General features: G+C 68.5%; 26 protein-coding genes and 1 tRNA gene. 11 read left to right on the forward strand and 16 right to left on the reverse strand.

What is annotated here, in order from left to right; all coding sequences use genetic code 11:
- Nucleotides 1-10 precede the first annotated feature (10 nt).
- The 5 genes from rsmD to VGO10_RS01620 all read right to left on the reverse strand — a co-directional run bounded on the left by rsmD (nucleotide 11) and on the right by VGO10_RS01620 (nucleotide 4,915).
- On the reverse strand, nucleotides 11-565 hold the full coding sequence (gene rsmD / locus VGO10_RS01600; protein WP_327464454.1) for a 16S rRNA (guanine(966)-N(2))-methyltransferase RsmD: 555 nt from the start codon (nucleotides 563-565) through the stop codon (nucleotides 11-13).
- 15 nt (nucleotides 566-580) lie between these two features.
- Entirely contained in the window at nucleotides 581-1,018 is a 438-nt protein-coding gene (locus tag VGO10_RS01605) for a hypothetical protein (RefSeq protein ID WP_327464456.1), read from the reverse strand.
- Between the two features lie 74 nt (nucleotides 1,019-1,092).
- The gene (locus tag VGO10_RS01610; RefSeq protein ID WP_327464458.1) at nucleotides 1,093-1,593 is read right to left on the reverse strand and encodes a nitroreductase/quinone reductase family protein; all 501 of its coding nucleotides are present in this window, start codon (nucleotides 1,591-1,593) and stop codon (nucleotides 1,093-1,095) included.
- Nucleotides 1,594-1,630: 37 nt separating this feature from the next.
- Nucleotides 1,631-1,927, reverse strand: a complete 297-nt coding sequence (locus tag VGO10_RS01615; RefSeq protein WP_327464460.1) for a nickel-binding protein — start codon at nucleotides 1,925-1,927, stop codon at nucleotides 1,631-1,633.
- Between the two features lie 24 nt (nucleotides 1,928-1,951).
- Nucleotides 1,952-4,915, reverse strand: a complete 2,964-nt coding sequence (locus tag VGO10_RS01620; protein ID WP_327464462.1) for an ATP-binding protein — start codon at nucleotides 4,913-4,915, stop codon at nucleotides 1,952-1,954.
- Nucleotides 4,916-5,074: 159 nt separating this feature from the next.
- Here VGO10_RS01620 and VGO10_RS01625 point away from each other — a divergent pair, with 159 nt between their 5' ends.
- A complete protein-coding gene (locus VGO10_RS01625; RefSeq protein ID WP_327464464.1) occupies nucleotides 5,075-6,469 on the forward strand; it encodes an FAD-binding oxidoreductase in 1,395 nt (464 codons plus the stop codon).
- A gap of 81 nt (nucleotides 6,470-6,550) precedes the next feature.
- Here VGO10_RS01625 and VGO10_RS01630 read toward each other — a convergent pair whose 3' ends face one another.
- From VGO10_RS01630 to VGO10_RS01640, 3 genes are all read right to left on the reverse strand, one after another.
- On the reverse strand, nucleotides 6,551-8,569 hold the full coding sequence (locus VGO10_RS01630; protein ID WP_327464466.1) for an SIR2 family protein: 2,019 nt from the start codon (nucleotides 8,567-8,569) through the stop codon (nucleotides 6,551-6,553).
- A 135-nt stretch (nucleotides 8,570-8,704) separates the two neighbouring features.
- Complete coding sequence (locus tag VGO10_RS01635; RefSeq protein WP_327464468.1) at nucleotides 8,705-9,397, reverse strand: hypothetical protein; 693 nt, start codon at nucleotides 9,395-9,397, stop codon at nucleotides 8,705-8,707.
- Between the two features lie 74 nt (nucleotides 9,398-9,471).
- On the reverse strand, nucleotides 9,472-10,032 hold the full coding sequence (locus tag VGO10_RS01640; RefSeq protein WP_327464470.1) for a hypothetical protein: 561 nt from the start codon (nucleotides 10,030-10,032) through the stop codon (nucleotides 9,472-9,474).
- A gap of 474 nt (nucleotides 10,033-10,506) precedes the next feature.
- Here VGO10_RS01640 and VGO10_RS01645 point away from each other — a divergent pair, with 474 nt between their 5' ends.
- The 7 genes from VGO10_RS01645 to VGO10_RS01675 all read left to right on the forward strand — a co-directional run bounded on the left by VGO10_RS01645 (nucleotide 10,507) and on the right by VGO10_RS01675 (nucleotide 16,163).
- On the forward strand, nucleotides 10,507-11,112 hold the full coding sequence (locus VGO10_RS01645) for a helix-turn-helix transcriptional regulator (RefSeq protein WP_327464472.1): 606 nt from the start codon (nucleotides 10,507-10,509) through the stop codon (nucleotides 11,110-11,112).
- A 459-nt stretch (nucleotides 11,113-11,571) separates the two neighbouring features.
- Nucleotides 11,572-12,366: a hypothetical protein gene (locus tag VGO10_RS01650; RefSeq protein WP_327464474.1), complete on the forward strand. Its 795-nt coding sequence runs from the start codon at nucleotides 11,572-11,574 to the stop codon at nucleotides 12,364-12,366.
- A gap of 64 nt (nucleotides 12,367-12,430) precedes the next feature.
- Nucleotides 12,431-12,991 carry a helix-turn-helix domain-containing protein gene (locus tag VGO10_RS01655; protein ID WP_327464476.1) on the forward strand — a complete coding sequence of 187 codons (561 nt, stop codon included), beginning with the start codon at nucleotides 12,431-12,433 and terminating at the stop codon, nucleotides 12,989-12,991.
- A 118-nt stretch (nucleotides 12,992-13,109) separates the two neighbouring features.
- Nucleotides 13,110-13,361, forward strand: coding sequence for a multiubiquitin domain-containing protein (locus tag VGO10_RS01660; protein ID WP_327464478.1), 252 nt, complete (start codon nucleotides 13,110-13,112; stop codon nucleotides 13,359-13,361).
- Nucleotides 13,358-13,759, forward strand: a complete 402-nt coding sequence (locus tag VGO10_RS01665; protein WP_327464480.1) for an E2/UBC family protein — start codon at nucleotides 13,358-13,360, stop codon at nucleotides 13,757-13,759. The genes VGO10_RS01660 and VGO10_RS01665 overlap by 4 nt, the downstream gene beginning before the upstream one ends.
- Nucleotides 13,756-15,183, forward strand: a complete 1,428-nt coding sequence (locus VGO10_RS01670) for a ThiF family adenylyltransferase (protein ID WP_327464482.1) — start codon at nucleotides 13,756-13,758, stop codon at nucleotides 15,181-15,183. The genes VGO10_RS01665 and VGO10_RS01670 overlap by 4 nt, the downstream gene beginning before the upstream one ends.
- 14 nt (nucleotides 15,184-15,197) lie before the next feature.
- Complete coding sequence (locus tag VGO10_RS01675) at nucleotides 15,198-16,163, forward strand: hypothetical protein (RefSeq protein ID WP_327464484.1); 966 nt, start codon at nucleotides 15,198-15,200, stop codon at nucleotides 16,161-16,163.
- Between the two features lie 1,076 nt (nucleotides 16,164-17,239).
- Here the strand turns inward: VGO10_RS01675 and VGO10_RS01680 are convergent.
- The 4 genes from VGO10_RS01680 to VGO10_RS01695 all read right to left on the reverse strand — a co-directional run bounded on the left by VGO10_RS01680 (nucleotide 17,240) and on the right by VGO10_RS01695 (nucleotide 19,315).
- Nucleotides 17,240-17,680 (reverse strand): hypothetical protein, encoded by a 441-nt coding sequence (locus VGO10_RS01680; RefSeq protein WP_327464486.1) that lies wholly within the window; start codon nucleotides 17,678-17,680, stop codon nucleotides 17,240-17,242.
- Nucleotides 17,681-17,835: 155 nt separating this feature from the next.
- Complete coding sequence (locus VGO10_RS01685) at nucleotides 17,836-18,129, reverse strand: tyrosine-type recombinase/integrase (protein ID WP_327464488.1); 294 nt, start codon at nucleotides 18,127-18,129, stop codon at nucleotides 17,836-17,838.
- Nucleotides 18,099-19,004, reverse strand: a complete 906-nt coding sequence (locus VGO10_RS01690; RefSeq protein ID WP_327464490.1) for a site-specific integrase — start codon at nucleotides 19,002-19,004, stop codon at nucleotides 18,099-18,101. Before VGO10_RS01690 ends, VGO10_RS01685 begins: the two co-directional genes overlap by 31 nt.
- 41 nt (nucleotides 19,005-19,045) lie before the next feature.
- Nucleotides 19,046-19,315, reverse strand: coding sequence for a helix-turn-helix domain-containing protein (locus VGO10_RS01695; RefSeq protein ID WP_327464492.1), 270 nt, complete (start codon nucleotides 19,313-19,315; stop codon nucleotides 19,046-19,048).
- A gap of 503 nt (nucleotides 19,316-19,818) precedes the next feature.
- On the opposite strand from VGO10_RS01695, the gene VGO10_RS01700 reads away from it, so the two are divergent.
- Nucleotides 19,819-20,238, forward strand: a complete 420-nt coding sequence (locus VGO10_RS01700) for a hypothetical protein (RefSeq protein WP_327464494.1) — start codon at nucleotides 19,819-19,821, stop codon at nucleotides 20,236-20,238.
- Nucleotides 20,239-20,331: 93 nt separating this feature from the next.
- On the opposite strand, the gene VGO10_RS01705 is transcribed toward VGO10_RS01700, so the two are convergent.
- Together VGO10_RS01705 and VGO10_RS01710 are read right to left on the reverse strand one after the other, a co-directional pair.
- A tRNA-Met gene (locus VGO10_RS01705) sits at nucleotides 20,332-20,405 on the reverse strand.
- Between the two features lie 56 nt (nucleotides 20,406-20,461).
- A complete protein-coding gene (locus VGO10_RS01710) occupies nucleotides 20,462-20,692 on the reverse strand; it encodes a hypothetical protein (RefSeq protein ID WP_327464496.1) in 231 nt (76 codons plus the stop codon).
- 55 nt (nucleotides 20,693-20,747) lie between these two features.
- On the opposite strand from VGO10_RS01710, the gene VGO10_RS01715 reads away from it, so the two are divergent.
- Together VGO10_RS01715 and VGO10_RS01720 are read left to right on the forward strand one after the other, a co-directional pair.
- On the forward strand, nucleotides 20,748-22,106 hold the full coding sequence (locus VGO10_RS01715) for a UTP--glucose-1-phosphate uridylyltransferase (protein WP_327464498.1): 1,359 nt from the start codon (nucleotides 20,748-20,750) through the stop codon (nucleotides 22,104-22,106).
- Nucleotides 22,103-23,146, forward strand: a complete 1,044-nt coding sequence (locus VGO10_RS01720) for a galactokinase (RefSeq protein ID WP_327464500.1) — start codon at nucleotides 22,103-22,105, stop codon at nucleotides 23,144-23,146. Before VGO10_RS01715 ends, VGO10_RS01720 begins: the two co-directional genes overlap by 4 nt.
- 70 nt (nucleotides 23,147-23,216) lie before the next feature.
- Here the strand turns inward: VGO10_RS01720 and VGO10_RS01725 are convergent, their stop codons facing one another.
- Both VGO10_RS01725 and VGO10_RS01730 read right to left on the reverse strand, forming a co-directional pair.
- Nucleotides 23,217-23,528 carry a hypothetical protein gene (locus VGO10_RS01725; protein WP_327464502.1) on the reverse strand — a complete coding sequence of 104 codons (312 nt, stop codon included), beginning with the start codon at nucleotides 23,526-23,528 and terminating at the stop codon, nucleotides 23,217-23,219.
- Nucleotides 23,529-23,540: 12 nt separating this feature from the next.
- On the reverse strand, nucleotides 23,541-25,208 hold the full coding sequence (locus VGO10_RS01730) for a sodium:solute symporter family protein (protein WP_327464504.1): 1,668 nt from the start codon (nucleotides 25,206-25,208) through the stop codon (nucleotides 23,541-23,543).
- Between the last annotated feature and the right edge of the window lie 25 nt (nucleotides 25,209-25,233).

Consider the following 25,233-nt stretch of genomic DNA (forward strand, 5'->3'; position numbering starts at 1 on the left):
GCAGGCCGCGTCAGCCCTGCGCGACCCGGGTGTAGAACCCGAACTGCACGCCGCCATAGGCCTTGCTGCGGACCCGCTCGAAGTGCTCGAGCGCCAGGTCCTCGTCCTCCTTGGGGTCGTGCTGGGCGACGATGAGCCCATCCTCGGCGAGCCAGCCCGGGCGCCCGTCGAGCATGGCCATCGTCTTGGTCCACAGCCCCTGCCATTGCGGCGGCGCGACGAAGATGATGTCGAACGGCGACGGCGGCCGATCGAGGAAGGCGAACGCGTCGCCGTGGATCACCGTCGCCCGGTCCGCGAGGCGCGTCTTGTCCAGGTTGAACCGCAGGTCTTCGACGACCGCCGCCGTGAGCTCCACGAACGTGGCGTGGTCAGCACCCCGGCTCAGCGCCTCGATGCCGGCACCGCCAACGCCCCCGAACAGATCCAGGAACGCGCAGCCGGGCAGCCGCGGGTACAGGATGCTGAACAGCGCTTCCTTGCCACGGTCAGAGATCGGCCGCGTACCGTCAGCGCTCGGTGACCGCAGCGGCACGCCCCGCGCGCTCCCGGCGATCACCCGCACCGGACGACGGCCTTCCTACGCCTGCAGCGCGCGGCGGTACTCCGTGAACAGGCGATCGAGCGCCTGGGAGGCGAGCCGGTCGGTCTCGATCTCGGCGCGCAGCGTCGCGGCCTCCGCGTCGTCGCCGGCGGCCTTGAAAGCCGCGAGGCGCTCGAGGTTGGCGGCGCCTAGGTCGTAGCGGCGGCGGTAGAGCTGCTCCATGTGGCCGGCGGTCAGCGGGACCTCGACCGGACCGCTGTCGGCGGCCGGGTCCCAGCCGATGGCTTCGAGGACGTCAACGGCCTCGCGGAAGATCATCGCGCGCGCGTGCTGCTCATCGGGGGTGAGCTCCAGCATGCGCTTGAGGTGACGCTGGTTGTACTTGATGACCAGGAGGGTCTGGCGGCGCAGGACCTTGGCGAGCCAGGGCTCGACGGTGACCGTGTGGACGGGAGGGGGCTCTGGGGCGTTCATGACTGCAATCGCGTGGCGGTGAGATTGTTAAGGATGTTGCTTGTCGAATTTTAGCCGGGCGGTCGGCGGAAGCCTCAGCGCGGGACGAGCTGCAGGATCGGGACCGTGCGATCGCTCCTGGCGGCGCGCTCGCGATAGGCGGCGTAGGGCGGGAAGACGCGGTCAGCCAGTTCCCAGAGCCGTGCACGCGACGTCTCGTCCTCGACGATCTCAACGCGAAACGGCCGACCGGCGAGGAGGACCTCGGGGTTCGCGCAGACGTTGTGAAACCACGACGGATGCTCGGGCAGGCCGAGCTTGGAGGCGATCACGGTGACGCGCTCGCCATCGTGGAAGTAGATGACCGCGTTGCGGCGCGCGCGGCCGCTGCGGGCGCCGCGCGTCTCCAACAAGGCGGTCGGCAGCATCAGGCCGAGCCCAAAACGCCCGCGGGTCACCCGCAGCAGCACCGGATCGAGCTTCCACACGACGTGCATCGACAGCCAGGCGGCAACGCGCGTGCCGAGAAAGCGCGTGAACGTCCGGTGCAGCAGGCCCTGCGGGGCGCGAGGATCGACGTACGGGAGGACGGACAAACGCTGCCGGGAACGGAGTGGCCGAGGCCGGGTCAGCCTAGGACGAGGGCTGCGAGGCGGTCCACTCCGCCAACCGCCCGGTCAGCTCTGGCGCAGCCGCGCCGCTGACCTCGACGACCTCGTCTGCCGGCACGTTGGCGCGCCGCGCGGCGGCGATGATCGCGTCCGGCGAGGGCGCCTCGTACAGGCAGTAGGTCCGGCGCCGGTCGGCGCTGAGGAAGGAGAACACCCAGCGGACGTCCTCGTCGGCGTTGATCTCGTCGATCAACATGACGTCCTCGCCGGTGAGGTCCAGCTCGACTGCGAAGTTTCGCTCGATGACGTAGAGGGGCATCGTCGACCGATCGTACAGGGCCCGTCAGGCCTCGGCGAGACCGTGACGGTGGGCGTAGGTGGCCGCCTGTGTGCGGTTCGCACAACCGGTTTTGCGCAGAATGCTGCGCATGTGGTTGGCGGCCGTGTGCTCGCTGATCATCAGCGCGGCGCCCACCTCACGATTGCTGAGCCCGCGGGCGACCAGGCGGAGGATCTCGACCTCGCGCGACGAGAGGCCGTCGGGCAGCGCCTCCGGGGTCGCGGGCGGCTCGGGACCGATCGATCGGATGCGCGCCAGCAGGGCGCGCTGGCCGCTGGCCTCGGCGATCGCAGCCGCCTCGCTCAGCAGCGGGACGGCGCCCGCGGCGTCGCCACGGGCGATCCGCGCGCGGGCGTGCTGATGCAAGGTGTGGCTGAGCCACGTGAGCATGCCCGTGCGCCGGTTGAGCGCGGTGGCGTGCTCGAAGTGCTCGTCGGCACGATCCCACTCGCCGAGGGTCGCCGCGAGCATGCCGAGGTAGCGATCGGCCGCGCCGTAGCACGCCACGAGGTGGCCGACCATCACGTTGGTGCCGGCCAGCGGCTCGAGCTCGGGATAGACGAGCGCCGCCGTGGCCTCGTCGCCCAGCGCCGCGCACGCGTCGGTCAGGTACGTGAGCGACGCCAGCCAGAGCGACTCCCGCAGGCTGTCCAGACCGTCGGTGCGCACCTGCTCGAGCTCCTGACGCGCGGCGGTGTCCATGCCCAGCTCCACGAGCACGGAGACCAGCCCCGGCCGCCACGGTCCGCTGCTTCCGGGCTGCCCGGCAAGCAACCGGATCACGGGCGCGAGCTCGGCCAGCCGGCCCTGCTCGCGGCGGATGCCGAACATCTGGATGCCGTGGACGCCCGATGCTTCGCGGCCGGTCAGCAGCCTGCTCCAATCATGCGAGCGGTTCGCCAACGCCTCGGCCTCCTCGAGGCGGCCGTCAGACAACGCCATCGCCGCGCCGCAATGCGCAGCGACGTGAAGCATGAACGGTTGGGCGGTGTGCTCGGCCGTCTCCAGGAGGACCACCACCTCGCGACGCGCAGCCTCGATCTCGCCGAGCGCCACGAGCGTCGGCACCTGCCAGGACATCGCCTCCGTGCGGATCTCCGTGTTGCCCAGCTCCTCGCCGATCATCGCCGCCTCGGTCAGCATGGCGAGGATCTCTTCCAGCGAGTTCTTGCCGCGCGACCAATAGGCACGCATCAGCACGGTCGCCAGACCGGCGCGATCACCCGACCGCTGCGCCATGCCGATGGCGCTGGCCCGGACGATCGCCGCGCGTTCGTGATCGCCTTGAAAGTCCAGTGCGCGGGCGAGACCGCTGAGGAGGCCAATGCGGATCTCGGAGCTCGCTTCCCCGACCGCCGCCGTGGCCTCCTCGAGCAGCTCGACCGCACCCTGGTCGGCCATGCCCGGGCGCCAGCAAGCGTCCTCGTAGCCGATCGCTGCGCGCCCGAGGAGATCCGGATCGCCAAGCTCACGGGCGATCTGCGCAGCATCCCTCAGCGCATCCAACGCATCCAGCGCGTTGCCGGCACGGTGGTTGGCAATGCCGAGCTCGATCAGCACCTCCGCGCGGCCCTGCGGGCTCTCAATCTGCAGGTCAAGCGCGGTGCGCAGCCGCGCCACAGCCTCGTCGAACGCGAGCGCGCCGGTGGCCGCGCGCGCGGCCAGCACGTTGTACTCCACCCCACGCTGCGCGCCGCCCAGCGGGGCCGCCAGCGCGAAGTGGTGCGCGAGGTCGGCGAGCGCCCGGCCGGAGCGTGCCTCGGCGCTCTCCAGCGCCTCGCCGACGCGCAGGTGCAACTCGGCGCGACGCACGCCGGTGAGCCGGTCATACAGCGCCCGTCGCACCAGCTCGTGGGCGAAGCGATAGGTCAGCGTCCGCGACGGCAGCTCGTCGATCATCCCGCTGCGCACCGCCTCGTCGAGGCGCTCGAGCAGGTCGGCGTCCGAGACGCCTGCGGCACGCCGGACCACGTCGAGGCCGAACTCGCCGCCGGCGGTCGCCGCGAGCTCCAGCAGCTCGACGGTCCCGTCGGCGAGGCGCGCGAGCCGCTGGCTGACGACCTCGCGCACGCTCTCGGGCGTGCCGAGATCGGTCGTCGCGCGGGTCAGGCGGACCGTCCCGTCGACGAGCTCGACCATCCCGGTCTCGACGAGATCGCGCCACAGCTCGCAGACGAGGAAGGCGTTGCCGCCGGTGAGGTCGCCGATCGCCTTCGCGAGCCAGGGCGGCCCGGCGCCGACCTCGCCACCGGCGGCGCAGCGGATGAACTCGGTGACCTCTTCGCCGGAGAAGCCGGCGACCCGCATCCGGACGACGGTGTCGGAACGGCGCAGGTCGGCGAGCGTCTCGGCCAGCGTGCCGGGGACGTCGGCCTCGGCGTCGCGGAACGTGGCCAGCAGCAGCAGCCGCGCGCTGCCCGCCGCGCGTGCCAGGTAGCGCAGGAGTTGCAGCGTCGGCGCGTCGGCCCAGTGGCCGTCCTCGAGGACGAGCAGCACCGGGCGGCGCCGGCTGATGGCGGTGAGCAGCGTGGCCACCGTCGTGTGCAGCCGGTGGCGCTCGGTGTCCGGGTCGGCGGCGACCGGCGCCGCGAGCTCGCCGATGCGGGCCGGAAGGTCTGGCAGCAGGCGCGTGAGCTCGCCGCCGGTGGCGCCGAGCGCGGTTCGCAACTCGTCGGGGTCGATGGTCCGAGCGAGCTGATCGAGCGCCTCGACGAACGGCCCGTAGGGCGTGCGCACCACCGCGTCGCAGGCGCCGGTCAGGACGAGCACGCCATCGCTCGCCGCCTCCGACGCCAGCTCCCCGACCAAGCGGCTCTTGCCCGAGCCGGGCTCGCCGCCCAGGAGCACGACGCGACCGCCCTCGCTTTCGGCCAGCGGCAAGAGTGTGCGGAGCTTCCTGAGCTCCGCCGAGCGCCCGACGAACGGGAAGGTCGACGTCAGGCGAAGCGAGCCGGGTGGGTCGGGCATGAGGGCGATCGCAGACGACGATAGTCAGGTCTGATCATCCGTGCCGGATTTCAGGGCAGGTGGCGCGCCGGCAAAGTGGGTCAGCTCAGGTCATGACAGCCAGCCGCGGCGGGCGTACGGTCGTTCCACATTCGCTCAAAGACCCAACAGGAGCACCACATGAGCACCGTCATGACCCCTGCGGCAACCGCACGCCGTGAACTCCCCCGCTTCGCCGGCCAGCTGATCGGACCCGGCGACGCCGACTACGACGAGGTCCGCAAGGTCTACAACGCGATGATCGACCGCCGGCCCGCGCTGATCGCCCAGTGCGCCGGCCCCGAGGACGTCGCGCAGATCGTCAGCTTCGCGCAGGCCCACAGCCTGCCGCTGGCCGTCCGCGGCGGCGGCCACAACGGCGCGGGCCTCGGCACGGTCGACGAGGGCGTCGTGATCGACCTCTCCCTGCTGCGCGACATCGAGGTGGATCCGCAGGCCCGCACCGTGCGCGTCGGCGGCGGCTGCACCTGGGCCGAGGTCGACCGCGCCACCGGCGAGCACGGGCTCGCGACGCCGAGCGGGATCATCTCGACGACGGGCGTCGGCGGCCTCACGCTCGGCGGCGGCCTCGGCCATCTGACGCGCAAGTTCGGGTTGGCCGTCGACAACCTGCTCGAGGCCGAGGTCGTGCTGGCCAGCGGCGAGCGCGTGCGCACCAGCGCCGACGAGCGGCCGGAGCTGTTCTGGGCGCTGCGCGGTGGCGGCGGCAACTTCGGTGTCGTGACGTCGTTCACGTTCCGGCTGCACGAGGTCGGCACCGTGGTCGCGGGCCCGACGCTGTGGTCGCTGGACGACGCCGCGGCGGTGCTGTCGGCCTACCGCGAGTTCATCGGGAACGCACCGCGCGAGCTCAACGGCTTCTTCGCGTTCATGAGCGTGCCGCCCGGCGATCCGTTCCCCGAGGAGCTGCACCTGCGCAAGGTCTGCGCCGTCGTCTGGTGCTACGTCGGCGACGAGGCCGACGCCGCGGCCGCGATGGCGCCGCTGCTCGACGCCGTCCCCGCACCGCTGCTGCACGGGGCCGCACCGGTGCCGCATGCGGACTTCCAGGGAGCGTTTGACGGCGTCTACCCGGCCGGGCACCAGTGGTACTGGCGCGCGGACTTCGTCAACGAGATCTCCGACGAGGCCGTCGAGGCGCACGTCAAGTGGGGCAAGGCGATGCCGACCTGGCAGTCGTCGATGCACCTCTACCCCATCGACGGCGCCGTCCACGACGTGGCCTCCGAGGACACCGCGTGGAGCTATCGCGACGCGCAGTGGGGCTCGGTCTTCGTGGGCGTCGACCCGGCGGCCGAGAACGCGGGCACCATCAAGGACTGGACCGTCGGCTACTTCGACGCGCTCCACCCCCACTCGGCGGGCGGGGCCTACGTGAACATGATGATGGACGAAGGCCAGGAGCGGGTGAAGGCCAGCTACCGCGACAACTACGAGCGGCTGGCGCGCATCAAGGCGACGTATGACCCCAACAACGTGTTCCGGGTGAATCAGAACATCGAGCCGGCGGCTTAGGCGGCCTGCGCAGTGGGAGGGCGGCCTCGTGCCGCCCTCCGTCGCGTTCGCGACGAGTTGCGTCGGGCGCGATCACGACGGCTAGGGCCGTCGTGAGTTCTTCGCCTGGCGATACATTAGGTCGAAGGACCGCTTCAGGCGTGCCGCGTCCTCGGCCTCGTTGAGATACACCGGGGTGATTAGCGGCGTGCGCTGTCGCCGTGCGAAGTACACCCCGCGCCACGGGTTGTTACCCCGGCATACGATCGTCATGTGGCGGTTGTGACGCCAAGGGTCGATGAAACTCATCTTCAGCCGATCCCCGTACCGCTTGTAGAGATCAGCGTACTTTCCTTTGAACGCGGTGATGACGCGAACGTGCTCCTGTTTGGACAGCACGTCGTACATCTGCTCGTCCTCGATCAGCCACTCGCCTGTCTCGCAGATGATGTACACCTTGTCCTGGGGCTGGATGCCCCGGAAGAGGCCGAGCGTAAACGTCCGCAGCGACGTGATGGTGGGCAGCGTCAAGGGGGCGTTGAAGGCCTTGGAGCAAACGCGATCGTCAGTTGGTTGTATCTCGACCTCGGAGCCGCCTTGGAGCTCGCCGATGGTCTTCGCAAGGCGATCGACCGCCGTCTGGTCAGCGATCCCGATCCGCAGCGCTACGTGCGCGGAGAGCTGCTTTGGAACAAACTCTCGCAGCAGGAATTCCTTGCGGCCGGTCACCGGCTCACCGCTCGGGACGCAGAGCTCCAGTTTGGCCTGCACAACGTCCGGAAGCTCCGAGGCCTCGACGAGCCCGGCGGCGGCGCGTAGCTCGTTCCAGCTCTCGGCCTGATCCCGGGTCTCCCTCGCCTTGCGGCGGTACATCTCGTAGTAGGTACCGCAGCGATCGACCGCCATCCACGAGAGCTGCGCGAGCCCACGCGCCTTCGCTCCGGAGAAGGCCAGCTCGAGGATCGTACGCTGCCGAAGGTACTCGATGTAGTCGCGCCGGTACTTCGTCGGGCTGCGGATCCACGACTTCAGCGCCGCCGCCGGACCAAGCACCTCGGCGATCGCCTCGTGACGGTCGACCGAGCGGAAATTGACGATGCTGTTGATGCTCCTGGGGTCGGCGTGCGAGTCGGTGTGAGCGGCGATCTGCCCGACGAGCGACCGCAGCCACCCGTTGCTGTCGGCCTCCTTGGCCTTCGGAAGTGCGAAGGTCGGGTCGTCTCGCTCCTCAGTGGCGGCGAACGAGTCGGCGCGAGGTGCTCGGCGCTCGGTCCTAATCTCCTTCTGCACCTTCGGGGTGACCGGCTTATAGCTGAGGTCGTGGATCTCCAAGCGGTGCGGAATACGCAACAGCCGGTGGAGGTCGAAGCCGGTCATCGCTGAGCCGATGTTGACGATCACGCAGAGCTGGCTCTCGAACAGCTCTTCCACGACGCCCATGAGCTTCTTCGGAAGCTCGTAGTAGGACTCGCGCGTGAAGCGGAGTGTGTCGGGCTCGGTCGCTGTGCCGTGCAACTTGACGTAGAGCGGCAGATAGTCGGGCTCGTCCGGGTCCGTCACCGTGCCGACCGCGTCGCGGTCAGAGACGAGGCAGCGGTATTCATCGGAACCGAGTTCGTCGTCCAGCGACTGGTCGAGGAGTTCGTCGAAGTTGAAGCTGATGATCGCGTCGAGAAAGCGGTGCTTGAGCAGATGGGCAAGTAGCTCATAGCCCAAAATTGTCGGGTGCCGGTAGGCGTAGTGCTGGGCTATGTGCTGGCGTACAGCCTGCGCAACCTCGGGCGTCCGGCTGAGTGCGGCGAGCCGCGTCTCGAAATGCGTGGGGTCGAGCCCGTAAACACGCTCGAGCCGGGAAAGCTCGGCCCCGCGAGACACTTCGTCGGAGGCGAACTCCTTCTCGAGACCTAGCGCCAAGGCGTCTCCCCGCTGGAGCAGGGGCGCGCTCGCGCCCGCCCCCACGATCGCGATACACCGAACTCGCTGCTCGAGAAGTACCTCGGGCCGCCGTCCCTCCTGCAACTCCTGTCGGCGGATCGGGTCCGGGATCGAGACACGGAGGTGTCTGACGATCAGGCGGTCCGCCAGCGTTCCAAGATCCAACGCGCTGCCAGAGTCGGGCATCCATTCCTTTCTCGACACGATCCCTCGCGCCGCTCAGGTGCGCTTTACCGCATCAATTCTCCAAGCGGCGAGCCTACCTGCGTCGTCAAGGACTCATGATCAACTCGGTGTTGTTCGTAATATCTGCACGTCGTACTAGCGCACTTCGCTGATGATGCGTCGTCGTTCGGCTTCGCTGAGCATGCCAGCAAAAGGCGAGTTCTGACGAAGGTCATCAGCTTCTGAACTCTCCTCGACCAGAACACGACGGATGGCTGGCACCGACCGATCCAACACGTCCCCCCACCGGCCGGCATAGCGCGGGTCGATCCGGCCCTGCTCGCGCCAGCGATAGAGGACGTGTCGAGCCTCATCGACCATCGGCCGACGCAGCCGCCGAGCGACCACCCGGTGATACGCCAGGCTGCGGGCGCTCGCGCGACCGTGGCCGCCCTTGTGGTCTGGGCTCTTGAGGTCATCGCTGCGCATACGCTCGGCGGCGGCGCGATTGCGGCTCATCGTCGGCGCGAGCGCGTAGCGCCGAGGCGCGTCGGCACGATCGGCCTCGACGGACTCCCGGAGGTCGATCAGCGCCGGAACGGGGATCTCGACGCGGCCCGTGGCCGATAAGACCACCGGCAGGTCACCCGACGCGATCCATCGCCCAAGCGCCGTGTGGCTGACACCCAGCACCCGCGCCGCCATACGACGCGAAACGGTCTCGCCAAGCTCACGCTCCAGGTTTACACGGACCGCCGAGATGTCTTCGTTTCCGGGCACCTCGCGACCGGCGCGGCGCAGCCGCACGATGTGCTCGAACAGCTCCTGTTTGCGATCGACGACGCCCATGACAAGCACGATGGTATCGCGAGCTTCCACAAAGAGCGAAATATGGAAGCTCGCTATGTCCCAGTCGCCGGTCCTTACGGCGCGACGTTCGCGCAGACGGCGTAGGCGTAGAGCGTCCAACTCTCGCCGGTGGCCGTGGGCTCAATCGCCTCGACGTACCAAGAGGTCGGATTTGGGACCGCGCCGGGAGCGCTGACGGTGACCCTGGCGTTCGTCTCGCCGGCGATGACAGAGCCGCCGCCGGTGACCTTCTTGCCCGAGGGGCAGTGCGCCTCGCTCGACTTGACGGTGAACGCGCCGCCGACGCTGGCGGCGTAGATCACTTCCAGGCCGCTGACACCACCCGCGGATCCGGCGGGACCCTGGGGACCGGCCGGCCCGGCGGGGCCCACTAATCCAGCCGGGCCCTTTGGCCCCCGTTGTCCGGCCGGAAGCTGGCCCGCCTTGAAGTCCGCGGCGAGCAGCGAGCCGTCCAAGACCTTGGGCGAGGTCACCGCGTTGCTCTGGAGCTGGGCCGTGCCCACGCTGTTTGCCGGCAGCTTGATCGCTGCGTAAGCACTTCCGCTGAGCGCCACGAACAGCGCAAGCGACGCCGTGACGTTGGCGTACGTCAGATGGGTCCGAACGATCCTCATTGGTGTAGCTCCTTCAATGGCTGGATGCGGATTCGCCGAGCGGCGATCAGGCCGGACATCGATGTGTCTTGCGTACATCGCCGGCAAGCCGCGACCTTACAGCTGACGGGCGCCCGTCCCGACACAGCGGGCGCACCCCGAAGTCCTTACAACAATTCCGTTGGGTTGGCGGATAGACTGAGCGTTGTGATCCCCGACTTCGACGAGAGCGGAAACCTCCCGCCCGGGGTTCATCATGAGAAGGAGATCCCTGGCGACTTCGACGCGTGCTGGGTGCCGGACGGGGTCTCCAGCGACGACCTCCACCCCTCGCTGCTCAAGCTCACGATCCCGCGCAGCGCACAGAAGCGGCGAGCTCGTGATCTCCGACGGGCTGAGCGAGCCGTTCGGCCCGCGTTACCTCCAGTTCTTCCAGCAGGACGGCCGCACCGGCCAGGTCGAGGGCATCATCAAGATCGATCTCAAGGAGCTTCGATGATCACCAACGAGCGGCAGTATCTGAATACGCGCGCGGAAGCCGAGAAGTTCGAGTGCGCGATCGATGAGGCGCGGCGTGCGGGGCCGCAGCCCCGCGTTGACGCGCGCGTGCACGCAGCCATGCTGGAAGGCATGGAGTCTGAGCTCGGGGAACTGCGCCGGCGGGTGCGCCGATATGAGCGTTTGAGAGCCGGCAAGGTCAAGACACACAAGGTGTCGCGGATCTCCGAGTTGCCCGACGCCCTCATCGAGGCGCGGATCGCGCGCAACTGGACACAAAAGGATCTTGCCTCGCAGCTCGGGGTCGCCGAGCAGCAGGTGCAGCGCTACGAGAACGAGCGCTACGGCCGGACCAGCCTGGATCGGCTGACCCGGATCGCCGACGTCCTCGGAGTGCGGATGGCGGGCGAGGTGAAGCTGCCTGCGGCTCCCGCGCAGCGCGCGACCGCGGGCGCCGTGAAGGCCAAGGTGGGCGCGGCACGCCGCGCTCGCTCCGGAGCGACGGCGTCGACCGGGCGCGCAGCGCCTCGGACGAGCAAGGCGGCAGGCAGCACCGTCGCCAGGCAAGCGGACTCCGGGAGGAACAGGCCGAAGTCGTCATAGCTGGGTGGGGACTCGACCCCGGACCTCACGATTATGAGGGGCTCCTGAGTATTACGGTGTTGTTGGTGGTGGTGGTGGGAAAGCGCCTGGTAATCGGCGCTTTACTGACGTAACCGGACGGGGCGATTTCGGCTCGTCTCGACGGGTTGCGTTCGCAGATGTTTGCACGCGCGCCAGCGAGAAGCGCCCCTGTCGCTGACTCCCCTGACGTGCGATGTCCTGGGTCGTCGCTCGGTATCCGGAGCCAGCAGCACCGTCTGCCTGGGCTTATATCGAGTTACGCCACCTCGATGCGGCCGCGGTAAGCGCCCTTTCCCCATCTTGTCCGTTCAGCGCTCTCGCTTCCCGCGCACGCACGGGCGCTCAGCGGATGGCAAGAACGTGAGCGGTTCCATCGTCCCCTTCCGTCGGCGCGACCGGCTACGCTCGCTGCTTCGCACCGGCTGAAGGTGCGTCACCATGCCCATCTCCCTGTCGATCAGCGGCGACATCCGCAGCGAAGCCGCCCTTATCCATCTGCCCGCTCCGCAGCGACGGCCCGCCGAGGTCATGCTGACGGCGCGCCACGTCGCGGCCGTCGACGCGTGGTCGGCGACGTCGCTGCGGTCGTTGATCGACTACTTCGCGCGCTACCAGCAGGTCAACGTTGTCTTCGAGCCGCCCGACGATCGCGCCGTCTGGCAGGTGCTGTGCGGCTCCCTAGGCACGCTTCCCGCGCACTTCATCCTGCGCGAGCCCGACGGCGAGGAGCAGCCGAGGAGCCGCCCGCGGAACGTGATCCTGCCGGCGCGGCGGATCGACACGATGATGGCCGCGCGGGAGGTCGGCGCCGGGCTCGCCGGTCCGCTGATGAGCAACTACCGTCGATCCGCTGCCAACTGGCTCGGCGGCATGGCCGGCGCGCTGCTCGACAACGCAGTCCGCCACCCTCGGGACTCGCCGACGGCCGCGATCGTGTCGGCCATGCACGAGCGCGACGAGAACGAGCTGCAGCTGGTGGTCAGCGACCTGGACACGACGGTGTCGAGCGACCCGGACGCCGCTGCCGCGCTCGACGCGATGCGGGACCGCAGCATCGAGAACTGGGGCGGGTTGGACACGATGGTGAACCTGTCCGTGCGCCGAGGCCTGGACGTTTCGCTTACGATCGCGGCGGGGACCGGCCGACTGTATTGGCGAGGAGGCGCGTGGACGACCGCGAGGGCCACCGCCGTCGCCGGCTTCACGGCCGCGGCAACCGTACACCTAGACTAACGAGGAGGATGGGAAGAGCATGACACGCACCGGAAAGAAGAGCGTCTATACTGCAGCAGACGCAATGAAGCCGGTCAACTTCGCCCTCGCCGATCACGGAACTGTCCTCGCCACACGCGCCGAGGGCCAGGACGTCGGCGACCAGGTCCGCCGCCTAGTTGTCGACGACGCGAGCCTCGTGCTCAGCTTCAACGACGTCCGGGCGATCACGCCGCCGTTCTTCGACGAGCTGTTCAAGATCCTGCGGGTGATGTTCGGAGCGGAGAGCCCGAGGAAGCGCGCACTCGTCGTCACCGGTCTGAGCGACGACACCCGGGAGACCATCGAGATGGTGCTCGAGCGGCACAAGGCGTCGCTCGTGGAGCTCAAGGGCGAGCACCTCGACCTCATCTCCGGGATCCCGCATCTGGCCGAGACGCTTGTGGCGGCGCAGGAGCTCGGCAAGTTCACCGCGCCCGAACTGGCCGAGCGCCTCGACCTCACCGTGCCGAACATCAACCACCGCCTCAAGAAGCTCGTCGAGGCTGGTGCCCTGACGCGCGAGACTGACAAGACGGCCGAGCACGGTCGGCGGTACTCATACCAGGCACACGCAGCGCCAGATCTCGCGGCCGCCGGCCGCTAGCCCCGCGTTTCTCGCAGGTCGGCCGCCAGGCCGCCGAACCAAGCCGGCTTGACAGCCGGCTTGCTTGTGCGGCAAACTACAGTAACTTCATTGTAGTTGACGTCTGAAAGGCGCGACCATGTCCGAGACGCTCCCCTCCTCAGAGCGCAAGAAGGCCAAGCCGACGACGGTGACGGTCAACAACCGGCCGGTGACCCTCCCCGACGACCACGCGACCGGCAGCGAGATCCTCGCCGCGGCCGGCGTGCCCTTCGACTTCAAGCTCTACCTGCACAAGGGCAAGAAGCTCGAGCTCGTCGACCCCAACGAGCAGATCAAGGTCCACGCCGAGGACAAGTTCACCGCAGTGAGCGGTCAGGACGTCTCGTGAGCGGGCCGGCGACCACTAGCGTCGCCGTCGCACGCGCGATCGACGAGCTGAAGGCGGAGTTTGGCGCCGAGGCCGTCGCGTCCAAGCCCGACGGTGACGGAGGCGCGTTCGTGCGTGTCTCCGATCTGGACTTCGGGCCGCAGTGGCGGGTCTCGCTCGCCGAGCTGCGGTTCCACTTGCCCTACAACTACCCCGACGCGGCGATCTACCCGTACTACCTGCTCAGCGACCTAGAGCGCCTCGAGGGCAACTGGCCCGACAACGTCCGGCGCGGCGTCGGGTTCGACGGCGGCACCTACATCCAGGCGTCGCTGCGCTTCAACCGGTGGAACCCCGGCATCGACACCGCCGCCGGCGCAGTTCATGAGGTCTGCGAGTGGCTGAGGACTGTCCTGTGAGCCGCCGGTACGCGGTCCGTATGGGGGCCCATCACGAGGACGCCTTGCATGGGCACCTCTTCCAGGACGACCAGGACGAGCACGGCGCGCTGCTGCTCGCCGCCCCGGTCGAGCTGCAGGGCGTGACCCAACTCCTCGTGCGCGAGGTCGAGCTCCTCAGTCCGGAGGACTTCGGCCCGGGCGTCCACGGCTACCGGCAGATCGCGCCGCTGCGCATCGCGGAGTGGGCCAACCGCGCGGCCGAGGCCGGGCTCATGTTCATCTCGGCGCACAGCCACCCGCTCGCACGGGACACCGTCGGGCTGTCGGGCGACGACCTGAACGCCCACCAGCGACTGTTCCCGCACTTGGTCGACCTCACGGGCGCGCCCGTGATCGGGATGGTGTTCGGGCAGGAGTCGGCCGCCGGCGAGGTCTGGACCTCCGGCTCACCGCCGGCCGACGTCGATCACGTGGTAGTCCTCGACCATCGGCTACGGCGGTTGACGGCGACGGCTTCGGAGGTCGGCGCCGGCCAGGCCGAAGGCCGGTTCGACCGGCAGGTGCGCCTGTTCGGCGCCGACGGGCAGCGGCGCCTCGGCGCGATGCACGTTGGGGTCATCGGCGCGGGCGGCGGCGGGTCGATGATCATCGAAGAGCTCGCGCACCTCGGGGTCGGCGGGATCACGGCCGTCGACTTCGACGTGGTCAAGGTGCACAACCTGTCGCGGATCGTCGGCGCGCGACGCCGCGACGCGCGGTTCCGGCGTAAGAAGGTCAAGGTCGCTCGCCGTCACGCGCGCTCGATCAATCCGCGCATCACGTTCAACTCGCTCGACGCCGACGTCTCGAGCAACGAGGCCGTCGAGGCGTTGAAGCACTGCGACTTCCTCTTCCTGGCCGGCGACAGCCACACGAGCCGCTTGGTCTTCAACGCCCTTGGCCACGTGTTCCTGATCCCGGGCGTCCAGATCGGCGCGAAGGTCGAGACGGCCAACGGCCAGGTCACCACGGCCTATACGGCGGTGCGTCCTGTGTGGCCGCACAGCGGCTGTCTGGTCTGCCAGCAACTGGTCGACCCGTTCGTCCTCCAACAGGAGGCCCTGTCCGAAGACGAGCGAGAGGCACAGAACTACCTCGGGACCCCGGAGGTCGTTGACCCGTCGGTGATCACGCTCAACGCGCAAGCCGTCGCCGGCGCGATGAACACCTTCCTGTTCGCGGCGATCGGGCTTGCCGAGCCCGACATCCTCGACCACCGCCTCACGTTCCCCGCCAGCGGCGAGACGATGGAGATCACGCCGCGCCGCGAGCCCGGCTGCCGCTGGTGCGGCAACCACGAGGAGTCGGCGCTGGCGACCGGCGACATCGCTCGCCTCCCAATCCGGCACGTATCGAGTGGACCCCGCGACCGTTGGAAGCTCCTCGACCGTCTCAGACACTGATCAAGGACCAGTACATGTCCCGTTCACCCAACGACGACCACGAGGCAACAGGGCGCCGCAACCGGCTCCTTCGGCGCGTGCTCGCGCACATCGGCCGGGTGCCGCCCGACGTGTTCTGGTTCGGGCTCGCGATCGTCGGAGCGCTCACCGGGTTCGCGTTGCAGCTCGTCGACGGGGACCTCGCCCCCCGCATCGGCGTCCTCTGCCTGGTGATCGGCTTTATCGTCGGGTTCGGCCGCATCATCTACGCCAAGCTCGGCCGCATCGAGCGGCTGGTGGGCAACTCGATCTTCGCGCTGATCTCCGACCGATCGCTGAGCCCGGTCGCGGTGCGTTTCCTAGCTCGTCACCACCAACGCAGCGTCGCCGAGCAGGAATCGATCCTCAACGGCGTCATCTCTACCGAAGACGAGGACGAGGCGAACGAGTGGATCAAGACACTCAGCCAGGAGGCAACGCACGACGTGCGCGCGGTCGATCATCTGCCGCTCAGCGACTGGTTCACGAAGCCCGAGGTGGCCCGGTGCCTCGATACTCAGCTGCGGCGCATCGACACCGACGACCTCAAGGTCCTGCGCCTGCGCATCGTCACCCCTGAACAGCTCGCCGACCGGGATGAGCGCGTGCTGCTGCGCGAGTACATCCGCCGCCACGACGACGCTGGGGCCGAGCTGCGGCTCGTGTCGGCGGATCGGGGCCGGGCGCTCCGGAACTTCTACCCCAGGACCAGCACCCTGCTCGTCGATGTCGACCACCAGCCCGCCTGCTTCATCGGCCACTACGGCGACGATCACACGATGGAGTCGGCGGTGATCTACCTGCGCCGAACCGAGCCGGTCGGCGCCTGCGCCGACCAGTGGAAGCGCCTGTGGACCGCCGCGACGAAGGGCGGCGCCGATCGGCGACTCCGCGACGTGCTCGACCAGCACCGAGACGATCCGCCGTTCGACGCTGCGCCGACCGCGGCGCTGGCGGGGTGAGCGCCATCGCCGCCGCCGGCGGCGCTGGCGGTCCGAGGCGCTTCGGGCCGCCAGCGTCGCAGGGACTGCGCCGCTTGGCAACGAGCATGCGGGGTCGTGGCGCGGGCAATGAGGGAACGGAAGCGGTCGGCGTGGGTCTGGAACCCGTGGTGCACGAGGGCCTCAGGTAAGCGCAGGGTGGACGTGCTGGCCGGTGGCGGCCCGCAAGCGTTCGGGCCATTACGGCGGACGACGCGGAGCCTCCGGGCGTCGCCATGAGGCCGAAAGGCGGGCCGCTGGAGTGCGCGCGGCCGGCGACCACCGCGGTCGTGCCTCTCGCGCGGGCGACGTGGAGAAGCGAGCGGGCACTTTCTCCGGCGTATACCGACTACTGCTATCGCGTGATTGGAGAACCTCCGAGACGACACCGTCGTATCGCGACACGGTCGGGACTGACGTCGTGTGGCGTGACGACGGGCCGAAGTTCGCGGGGTAGCCACGGCCGTAGATAGATAGCGCGATCGCGTCGCACCGCCGACGAGGATTGCGCTCAGCTCGCTGCCGGGTTGCCTGACGCAAGGTGGTCCGGGGCAGCGAGGGGAGGGGCGGTGCCGGCGCCATCTATCTTCCGCACGCGACGTTGGGAGACGAACGACGAGTTACGGTCTGTGGAACCTCGCGTGGCTGGCGCCGCCGGCCGAACTGGCGTTCACCGTGGAGATTGGACCGGTGCTCTACCCGTTCAGCACGGGTCTGTCTACCCGTTCAGCAACCCGTTCTGCCGTGGAACGGGTTGGAGTGCCGCTCGCCCCGCAGCCAATGGGTTTCCGGGCCCTCCGCGTGCTCGACCACCCGCACCCACCATTGACTTCGTCTGAATGGCGTGTGCGGGTGGTCGAGCCCACTACGGGCCGGGTTCCTTGGCTGCGGGGCGAGCGGCTGCCCAAGGGTGGTGGGTGGCTTCGATGCGGTGGGCGAAGGGTCTGGAAAGAAGTTGGTCGGGGTGATGGTGCGATGCGTGCCGTGACTGGTCTTGGCCGGCGAGAGCGGGGGCGGTGCGGGCGGCGAAGGGTGCCGCCCGCTGAGCCGAGTCGTGTCTATGGCGTGGTCGCGTGGGTGTAGTCGGTGAACAACCGGTCTAGCGTTTCTGTGGCGCGGTGGGTGGTGGTGATCTCGGCGTCGATCGCGGCGGCCTGCTCGTCGGTCTCGGCCCCTTCGAGGTCGTCGAGGAGGTCGAGGATGGTCGCGTCGAGGTCGTCACGGCGCTTGTGGAGCTGCTCGATGTGGCCGGCGGTCAACGGGATCTCGAACTGCTCGGCGTCGTCTGGCGCTGGCTCCCAACCGACGGCCTTGATGACCGCGATGGCGTCGCTGAAGATGTCGGCCAGCGCTTCCTGGCCGACCGGGGTGAAGTCCGAGAAGTCCTCGAACGTCTCGTGGTTGAAGACCAAGACCAGCTTGGACTCCTCGCGCAGGACGTCGGCCGTCTGGCGGTCGACGGTAATACGGCAGGCGTAGCTACCCTGGTGGGCACTCATGGGAGATCGGTTCTCCTTGGGTCATGCCCCCGGGCCGTTAGCGCGGTCGCGGGGGTCTTGTTGTTAAGGAAATTGCGCGCGAATGATATCGGATGAGGCGGCGGCGTTGTCAAGTTCCACTGGCTCGCAGGCGAGCTAGCGAGCAACATGTACGTCTAGCTTGCGAGCAAGTCATCGAAGAAGTCCGCCTCCCCCATGCCGGCGTCGACCAGATGCACGTACTGATGGAGCGTGAACGCCGCCGAGTGGTGGCCGAGCCACGCTTGGACCTGCTTGACGTTCTTGCCTCCTCCCCCGCGCTCGGCCGGTGCGAACAACAGCGAAGCGCAGGTGTGGCGGAAGGTGTGGAGGGTCACCCACGGCAGGCCAGCTCGCTTCGCCGCCGGCCCGAAGACGTTGTTGTAGATGTTGCGCCGGTCTACGCGGGTCCCGACGCTGCTGGTGAACACCAGCTCGCCGTCGACCGGCTCGCCGCCCGCGGCAGCAACGAGCCGCGCCACCAAGCGCGGCGACATCGGATATCTCGCTTGCCGTAGCGCGTCTTGGGCTCGCGCACCTGGCCGTCGGCGAACTGCCAGCGCACCCGCAACACGGGCTCGTCGCCGACGACGAGGTCCCGGCCCCAGCGCACTTCGATCATCTCGCCGATGCGCAGCCCGGTGTGGGCCATGAACTCGAAGAACAGCCGCCATTCCGACGGGACCTCCTCCAACAGCGCCCGAAGCTGCACGACCGTCATCGCCTTCTTGCCCTCCACGAGCGGCCGACCCGTGCCCTCGCCCTCTGGCACCGAGACGCGGACGCCGCTCGCCGGGTTCGAGCGGATGACGTCCTCCTCGGTCGCGTCGGCGAGCAGGGCACGGAGCACCGCGACGTGGTGGCGGATCGACTCCTTCGCGAGTTTGCGGCCGGGCCGGCGCGGGTCCTCCTGCTCCAACAGCCAGACGATGAACGCCTTGACGTCGCGCGGGCGGATGTCGCCGAGGCAGATCCGATGCGAGTCGAAGTACGGGATGATCCGCTGCTCCAGCACCTGGCGGTACCAGCGGCGGGTCGACTCGCGGAAGCCGCTCGACGTACGCCCCTGGTAGGTCAGGATCCAGTGCCGAGCGTAGTCGCCGAACTTGATGTTCTCGACGTCCACGATCAGCCCGCGGTCGGCGTCGGCCTCCGCCTGGCGCTTCGCCTTCCGGGCAGCGGCGAGCGTCGGCGCGCTACCCCATTTCTGCCGCCCTTCGACGCGAGAGACGTAGGCATACATCTTGCCTCGCCGATACACACCCGGCGCGTCGGTACGGACCAGCGTGGACTTGCTCTTAGCCATCTCGATCTCCTGGGTTGGAGTCGAGACGAGCCGAAGGTGCCTCACCGGCGCGGCGGCGCGAGCCATGCGTCGATCTCAGACAACCGGAACAACAACCGCGAGCCGTCCTTGCGAAACGGGATGGCACCGTGACCACGTCGGGAGACGAGGTCGTAGATCCGCTGCCGCCGGCACCCGAGGTGCGCGGCGACCGCTTCGACGCCGACCCAGGGCTCAGCCGCCGGTCGAGCGAGTCGCTCAGCGACGCGCGCCACCAGCACTTCGACGAGCGCTTCGGGCACGGCGATGACCAGACCGTCGGGAGCAGGCATGTGCTCCCGACGGCGCGGCACTTCGCGGCGTCCGGCAGGCGCGTCGTGTTTGCACCCCCGTTTGCAGCGGGGCAATTTCGGGCGTCGCGAGACGCCTCGAAAAGCGCCAAAAGCCCTGCAAACGAGCTATATAGCTGGGCGGGGACTCGAACCCCGGACCTCACGATTATGAGCGGCTATTCCATGGCCACGGTGGCCGCGTTCCACTCGAAGTTGCCCAATACCGGTGTACATCACAACGACAACACATGCACCACGGGCAACAACATCGAGTCGTACAACCGCGTCAACGGCACAGGCGGTCTTCCCCTGTGCTCGTACTGCGCTAACAAGTAGACGTTGACGAGGCGCCGCCGGGAGAATCCCTCCCGGCGGCGCCTCGCCCGCAATCGATTGGCCGAGAGGAAAATTCCAAAGATCATTTTTTCCTTGACTTGACATTTCCAACTGCTCTTGCTATCTTCCTTGCAGCTATTTATTACCAAATGTAAGGAATATTGACAATGGCCGAAGACAACATCACTCCTGACCAACTGGTTGAGCGAGTAGATGATGCTCCAGGAAAAGTTGCGCTCGCAACGCTCCGAGAACTTCGCTCTGCCTACAAGCGCGGGCGTATCACGATCGGCGTGCTAGACGACATCAAGTCTCGACTTGAATCCGACCACCGAATTGGAGTTATCCATGACGGTGCTGAACCTGAGCAGACACAGGAGGTCTACCTCTATAGGCAAGATGCTCCAATCGGTGCCCTCCTTCACGCGGGACACCATCCGTCTGATCCGGGACTCCGTCGACTTCGCGACGTCACAGCGCCCGCGAAAGATGCTGCAGAGGCCGATGAGCGCCTCGCCACGCTGAAGTCCGCTCTGCTCGACGCGACGGTTGCGCTCAACGACTACCTCGGCAAAGACGCCGCGTAACCGACGGCGCAAGGGCGCGACAAGGGCGTTTCGATCGTCGAAGTGTCTTGCCCCGAAAGAGAAAGACCCGCGATTTGCGGGTCTTTCGGCCTATAGCTGGGCGGGGACTCGAACCCCGGACCTCACGATTATGAGTCGTGCGCTCTAACCAGCTGAGCTACCCAGCCGAGGGTGGCGGATTCTAGCGGCCGGTGATGGTGGGCACGCGGCTGGCCTGGCGTGATCAGACCGGTGGGCCCGTACCGCGGTCGCGCCGTGCCGCCTCGTCCGCCGCCCGCTCGCGGTCCTCGGACTGCCCCACCGCGTAGAACGCCGCCGAGATCACGCCGACGAGGCCGATGCCGCCGACGGTGATGCCGATGGAGTCCAGCCACGTCGTCGTCCCGAGCCAGGCGATCAGGCAGCCGAGCACGATCGCGCCGGTGGAGGTGATCGCGATCTGCTTGGGCGTCATCGCCCCGGAGCTTACGCGCGCGAGACGGACGCGATCGGCGGGTAGCGTCCCGGAGGTGACCGCCGACGCGTTGGACCTCTCTCTGCAGCGCCTGCGCGCTGACGGTGCCGGCGAGTCGGTCCTCGCTGCCTTCGCGCGCCGCTTCGCGCAGTTGCAGGACCCCGAAGCCGGTCTGCTCCCCGGCGATGCGCTCGAGCCGGTCGCCGACGTCCCGGCACTCGAGGAGCTCGACGTGGGCGACGACCCGACCGCCATCCTCGACCGTCTCGCGGTCATCAAGCTCAATGGCGGGCTCGGGACGTCCATGGGCCTGCACGGCCCGAAGTCGCTGATCGAGGTCAAGCCCGGCCACACGTTCCTCGACGTGATCGCCCGTCAGGTCCTCGCGCTGCGAACGCGCCACGCCGCTCGGCTGCCCCTCGTCCACCTCGACTCCTTCTCCACGCGCGCACGAACCTTGGAAGCTCTTCCCGCGGCGCTCGCCGTTCCCGGCATCCCGCCGGACTTCCTGCAGTCCCGCGAGCCCAAGCTCCGCGCCGACACGCTCGCGCCCGTCGACTGGCCGGCCGACCCCGAGCTGCAGTGGTGCCCGCCCGGCCACGGCGACCTGTATGTGTCGCTGCACGCCTCCGGCATGCTCGCGACGCTGCTCGGCACCGGGATCGACTGGGCGTTCGTGAGCAACAGCGACAACTTGGGCGCCGAGGTCGACGCGCGCGTTCCGGCCTGGGCCGATGCCCATGGCGTCCCGTTCGTGATGGAGGTCGTGCGCGGGACGGCCGCCGATCGCAAGGGCGGCCACATCGCTCGCCGCGATGGACGGCTCATCCTGCGTGAGACGGCCCAGGCGCCGCCCGGCGACGCGTCGTTCACCGACGTCGACCGCTGGCGTTTCTACAACACCAACAACCTCTGGGTCGATCTCCGGGCTCTGCAACAGCTCCTCAAGAAGGACCCCGCAGGCCCCGCGCTCCCGCTGATCGTCAACCGCAAGACCGTCGACCCGCGCGATGCTTCGAGCCCTTCCGTGCTCCAACTTGAGACCGCGATGGGCGCCGCGATCGGCGCGATCGAGGGCGCCCGCGCCGTGCTCGTGCCCCGCACGCGCTTTGCGCCGGTCAAGACGACCGACGACCTGTTGCTCATCCGCTCCGACGCCTATGCCTTAGACGACGACGGCCACGTCTCTCCCGCCTTTGACGGCCCGCCGCCGGTCGTCGCGCTCGACCCCAAGTACTACAAGACGCTCGCGGATCTCGAACGGCGCTTCCCCGACGGCGCGCCGTCGCTACGCGCCGCGCACAGCCTCACCGTGCACGGCGATGTCACGTTCGGCGCGAGCGTGCAAATTGTCGGTGACGGAAGTGTCACAGGGCCAGCGATCGTGCCGGACGGCTGCATTATCGAGCCATGACCCGCATCAGCGCCTTCGGCCCCGGCCGCGTGAACCTCATCGGCGAGCACACCGACTACAACGGCGGCCTCAGCCTGCCGTTTTCCATCGAGGACGGCGTCATGGTCACCGCCACGGCGATCGCCGGCGATCGCATCGAGGCGATCGCCTATGACATCGACGACGGTGCTCAGGACGCCTTCCCCATGGCCCACCCGCCGCGCGACGGCGACGATGGCTGGCGCGCGTTCGTCCGCGGCGTCGTCGCCGAGCTGACCGCGGCCGGGCACACGCTCGTCCCCGCCCGCTTGGAGATCGCCGGAACGCTGGCGCAGGGCTCGGGCCTGTCGTCGTCGGCTGCGCTGGAGGTCGCGCTCGCGCTGGCGCTGCTCGGTCTCGCCGGCGAGACCGAGCCCGATCGGCTCGCGCTGGCCCGCCTGTGCTCGAAGGTCGAGAACGACTGGGTCGGGGCCCAGACCGGCTTGCTCGACCAGACCGCGTCGCTGCTGGGGAGCGATGGCAATGCGCTGCGGATCGACTTCGCCACCATGGCCACGACGTCTGTCCGGCTCGATCTCGGCGAATGGCGCCTTGCGACCGTGGACTCCGGCGAGACGCACTCGCTGGCCGCCAGCGGCTACAACCAGCGTCGCTCGGAGTGTGACGAGGCCGCATGGCGGCTCGACGTCCACCGGCTCAGCGACGCGACGGCCGAGCAGGTCGCAACGCTCCCGGACCTCCTGCGGCGTCGCGCGGAGCACGTGCTCTCTGAGAACGCACGGGTGGACGAGATGGTGGCGGCGTTGCGCGCGCGAGACCCCGAGGAGGTCGGGCGTCTGCTCGACGCCTCGCACGCCAGCCTGCGTGACTGCTACGACGCCTCGACCAAGGCCGTGGAGCGGACGGTCCGTCGTTGTCTGGACGCCGGCGCGGTTGGGGCGCGGATGGTCGGTGGCGGCTTCGGCGGACACGTGCTCGCGCTCTTCCCGCCGGAGATGAGGTTGCCCAAGGGCGCCTATGAGGTCGCGCCGTCGCCGGGGGCGAGCCTGGTGGAGGAGTAGGGCGACGCGGACGCGCGGCTGCACGGCCGGCGGAGCCGTGAGGCGCCCGCGCCCGCGCGCGGCGCCAGGCCTAGGGCCCGCCCCGCTCCGCCCGCTTGCGCTCCTCTTCCTGCAGTTGCTTGCCCAGCGGACGCAGCAGCGCCCAAGCGATGAAGAAGATCCCCAACGCCAGCATGCCCAGCCCGGCGATCAAGTTGATGTGGACACCCGCGGCCTTCGCGATCTCCTGGTCGGAGTCGCCCAGGCCGACGATCGTCAGCACGATGCCGTAGAGCACGAACAACCCGCCGATGATCCGCCGCAGGTCAAAGAGGTTGGCGGCCTGCGCCTCGCGCGTGCCGGTGCTCTGCTCCGGCGTCTCTCCTGCTCGCTGATCGCTCATCGCGTCACGCTCCTAGAAGAAGATGATGGTCAGGATGACGCCCAGGGCGATTGCCCCGAAGCCCAGCAACTTGGGCGACTCCCACCACTTGTCGTGGGCCGTGGCGGTCGCGGCGTCCTCCTCGTTGGCCATGCCCCACACCAGCCCCTGGAGCTCCTCGACCGGTTTGGGCTTGGTCACCAGGGTCACCGCGACTGTCACGACGGCGTCGACGACGAACGCCGCGCCTGCGCCCCAGAACGACTCGTCGAGGTCGGAGCCGAACGTGAACCAGCCGGCCCACTTGTACCCCACGTAGGTCACCAGCGCCGCGATCGTCCCGGCCACCAGCCCCCACAGGCCCGCCGCCGAGGTCACCCGCTTCCAGAACATCCCGATGATGAACGTGGCAAACAGCGGCGCGTTGAAGATCGAGAAGAGCGCCTGCAGGTAGTTCATCAAGTTCTGGTAGCCCGAGGCGATCAGCGCCGTGCCGATCGCCACCACGACTCCGCCGACCGTCACGTACCGACCGACCCTGATGTAGAACGCGTCATCGCGATCCTTGGCGATGTAGGGCTCGATGATGTCGGTCGTCACCACCGTGTTGAACGCGCTGACGTTCGCCGCCACACCGGCCATGAACGACGCCATCAACCCCGTCAGCGCGATGCCGAGCATGCCGTTGGGCAAGTACTCGTTCATCAACAGCGGGATCGCGTTGTTGTAGGCCAGGTCCGCGTCACCGCCACCCAGGTTCGGGATCTTCCACAGCGCGATCATCCCCGGGATCACGACGACCGCCGGGATCAGCAGCTTGGGATAGGCGCCGATCAGCGGCGTGCGCTGCCCGGCGCTCAGGTCGCGCGCCGACAGCGCCCGCTGGACCTCGGCGAAGTTCGTGGTCCAATAGCCGAAGGACAGGATGAACCCGAGGCCGAAGACGATGCCGATCCAGGTCGCGCCGATGGGGTTGGTCACATGCCCGGGATCGGTCCCCTGGAGCGCATGCAGCCCGGCCTCACCGAGCTTGCTCTGGCCGATCTTGTCCTTCAGCCCGCCCCAGCCGCCGGCGTCGTGCAGGCCGACGATCGTCAGCGGGATCAGCGCGGCCATGATCACGAAGAACTGCAGGACCTCGTTGTAGATCGCCGAGGAGAGGCCGCCGAGCGTGATGTAGGCCAACACAATCCCGGCCGCGATCACGATGCCGAGCAGGATCGGCCAGCCGAGCAGCAGCTTCAACACCAAGGCCAACGCGAACAGGTTGACGCCCGCGATCAGCACGGTCGCCAGCGCGAAGGTCCACGAGTTGAACAGGTGCGAGCGCTTGTCGAAGCGCATCAGCAGGTACTCGGGCACCGACCGCACGCGGGCGCCGTAGTAGAACGGCATCATCACCAGGCCGAGGAAGACCATCGCCGGCACGGCGCCGATCCAGTAGTAGTTGACCGTCGCGACCCCGTACTGCGCGCCGTTGGCGCCCATGCCCAGGATCTCGGTCGCGCCGAGGTTGGCCGACACGAACGCCAGGCCCGTGATCCAGGCGGGCAGGCTCCGACCACTCAGGAAATAGTCCAGGCTCGTCTTGACGTAGCGGCGTGCGATGAAGCCCACGCCGAGAACGACGACGAAATAGACGCCGAGGATCGCGAAGTCCAGCGCGTTCGTGTCCAGGCGCACCTCGGAGGCGGCGAGCATGGCCGATCAGTTCCCGGGCAACGCA

The organism is Baekduia sp. (genome assembly GCF_035996765.1).
Classification (GTDB): domain Bacteria; phylum Actinomycetota; class Thermoleophilia; order Solirubrobacterales; family Solirubrobacteraceae; genus Baekduia.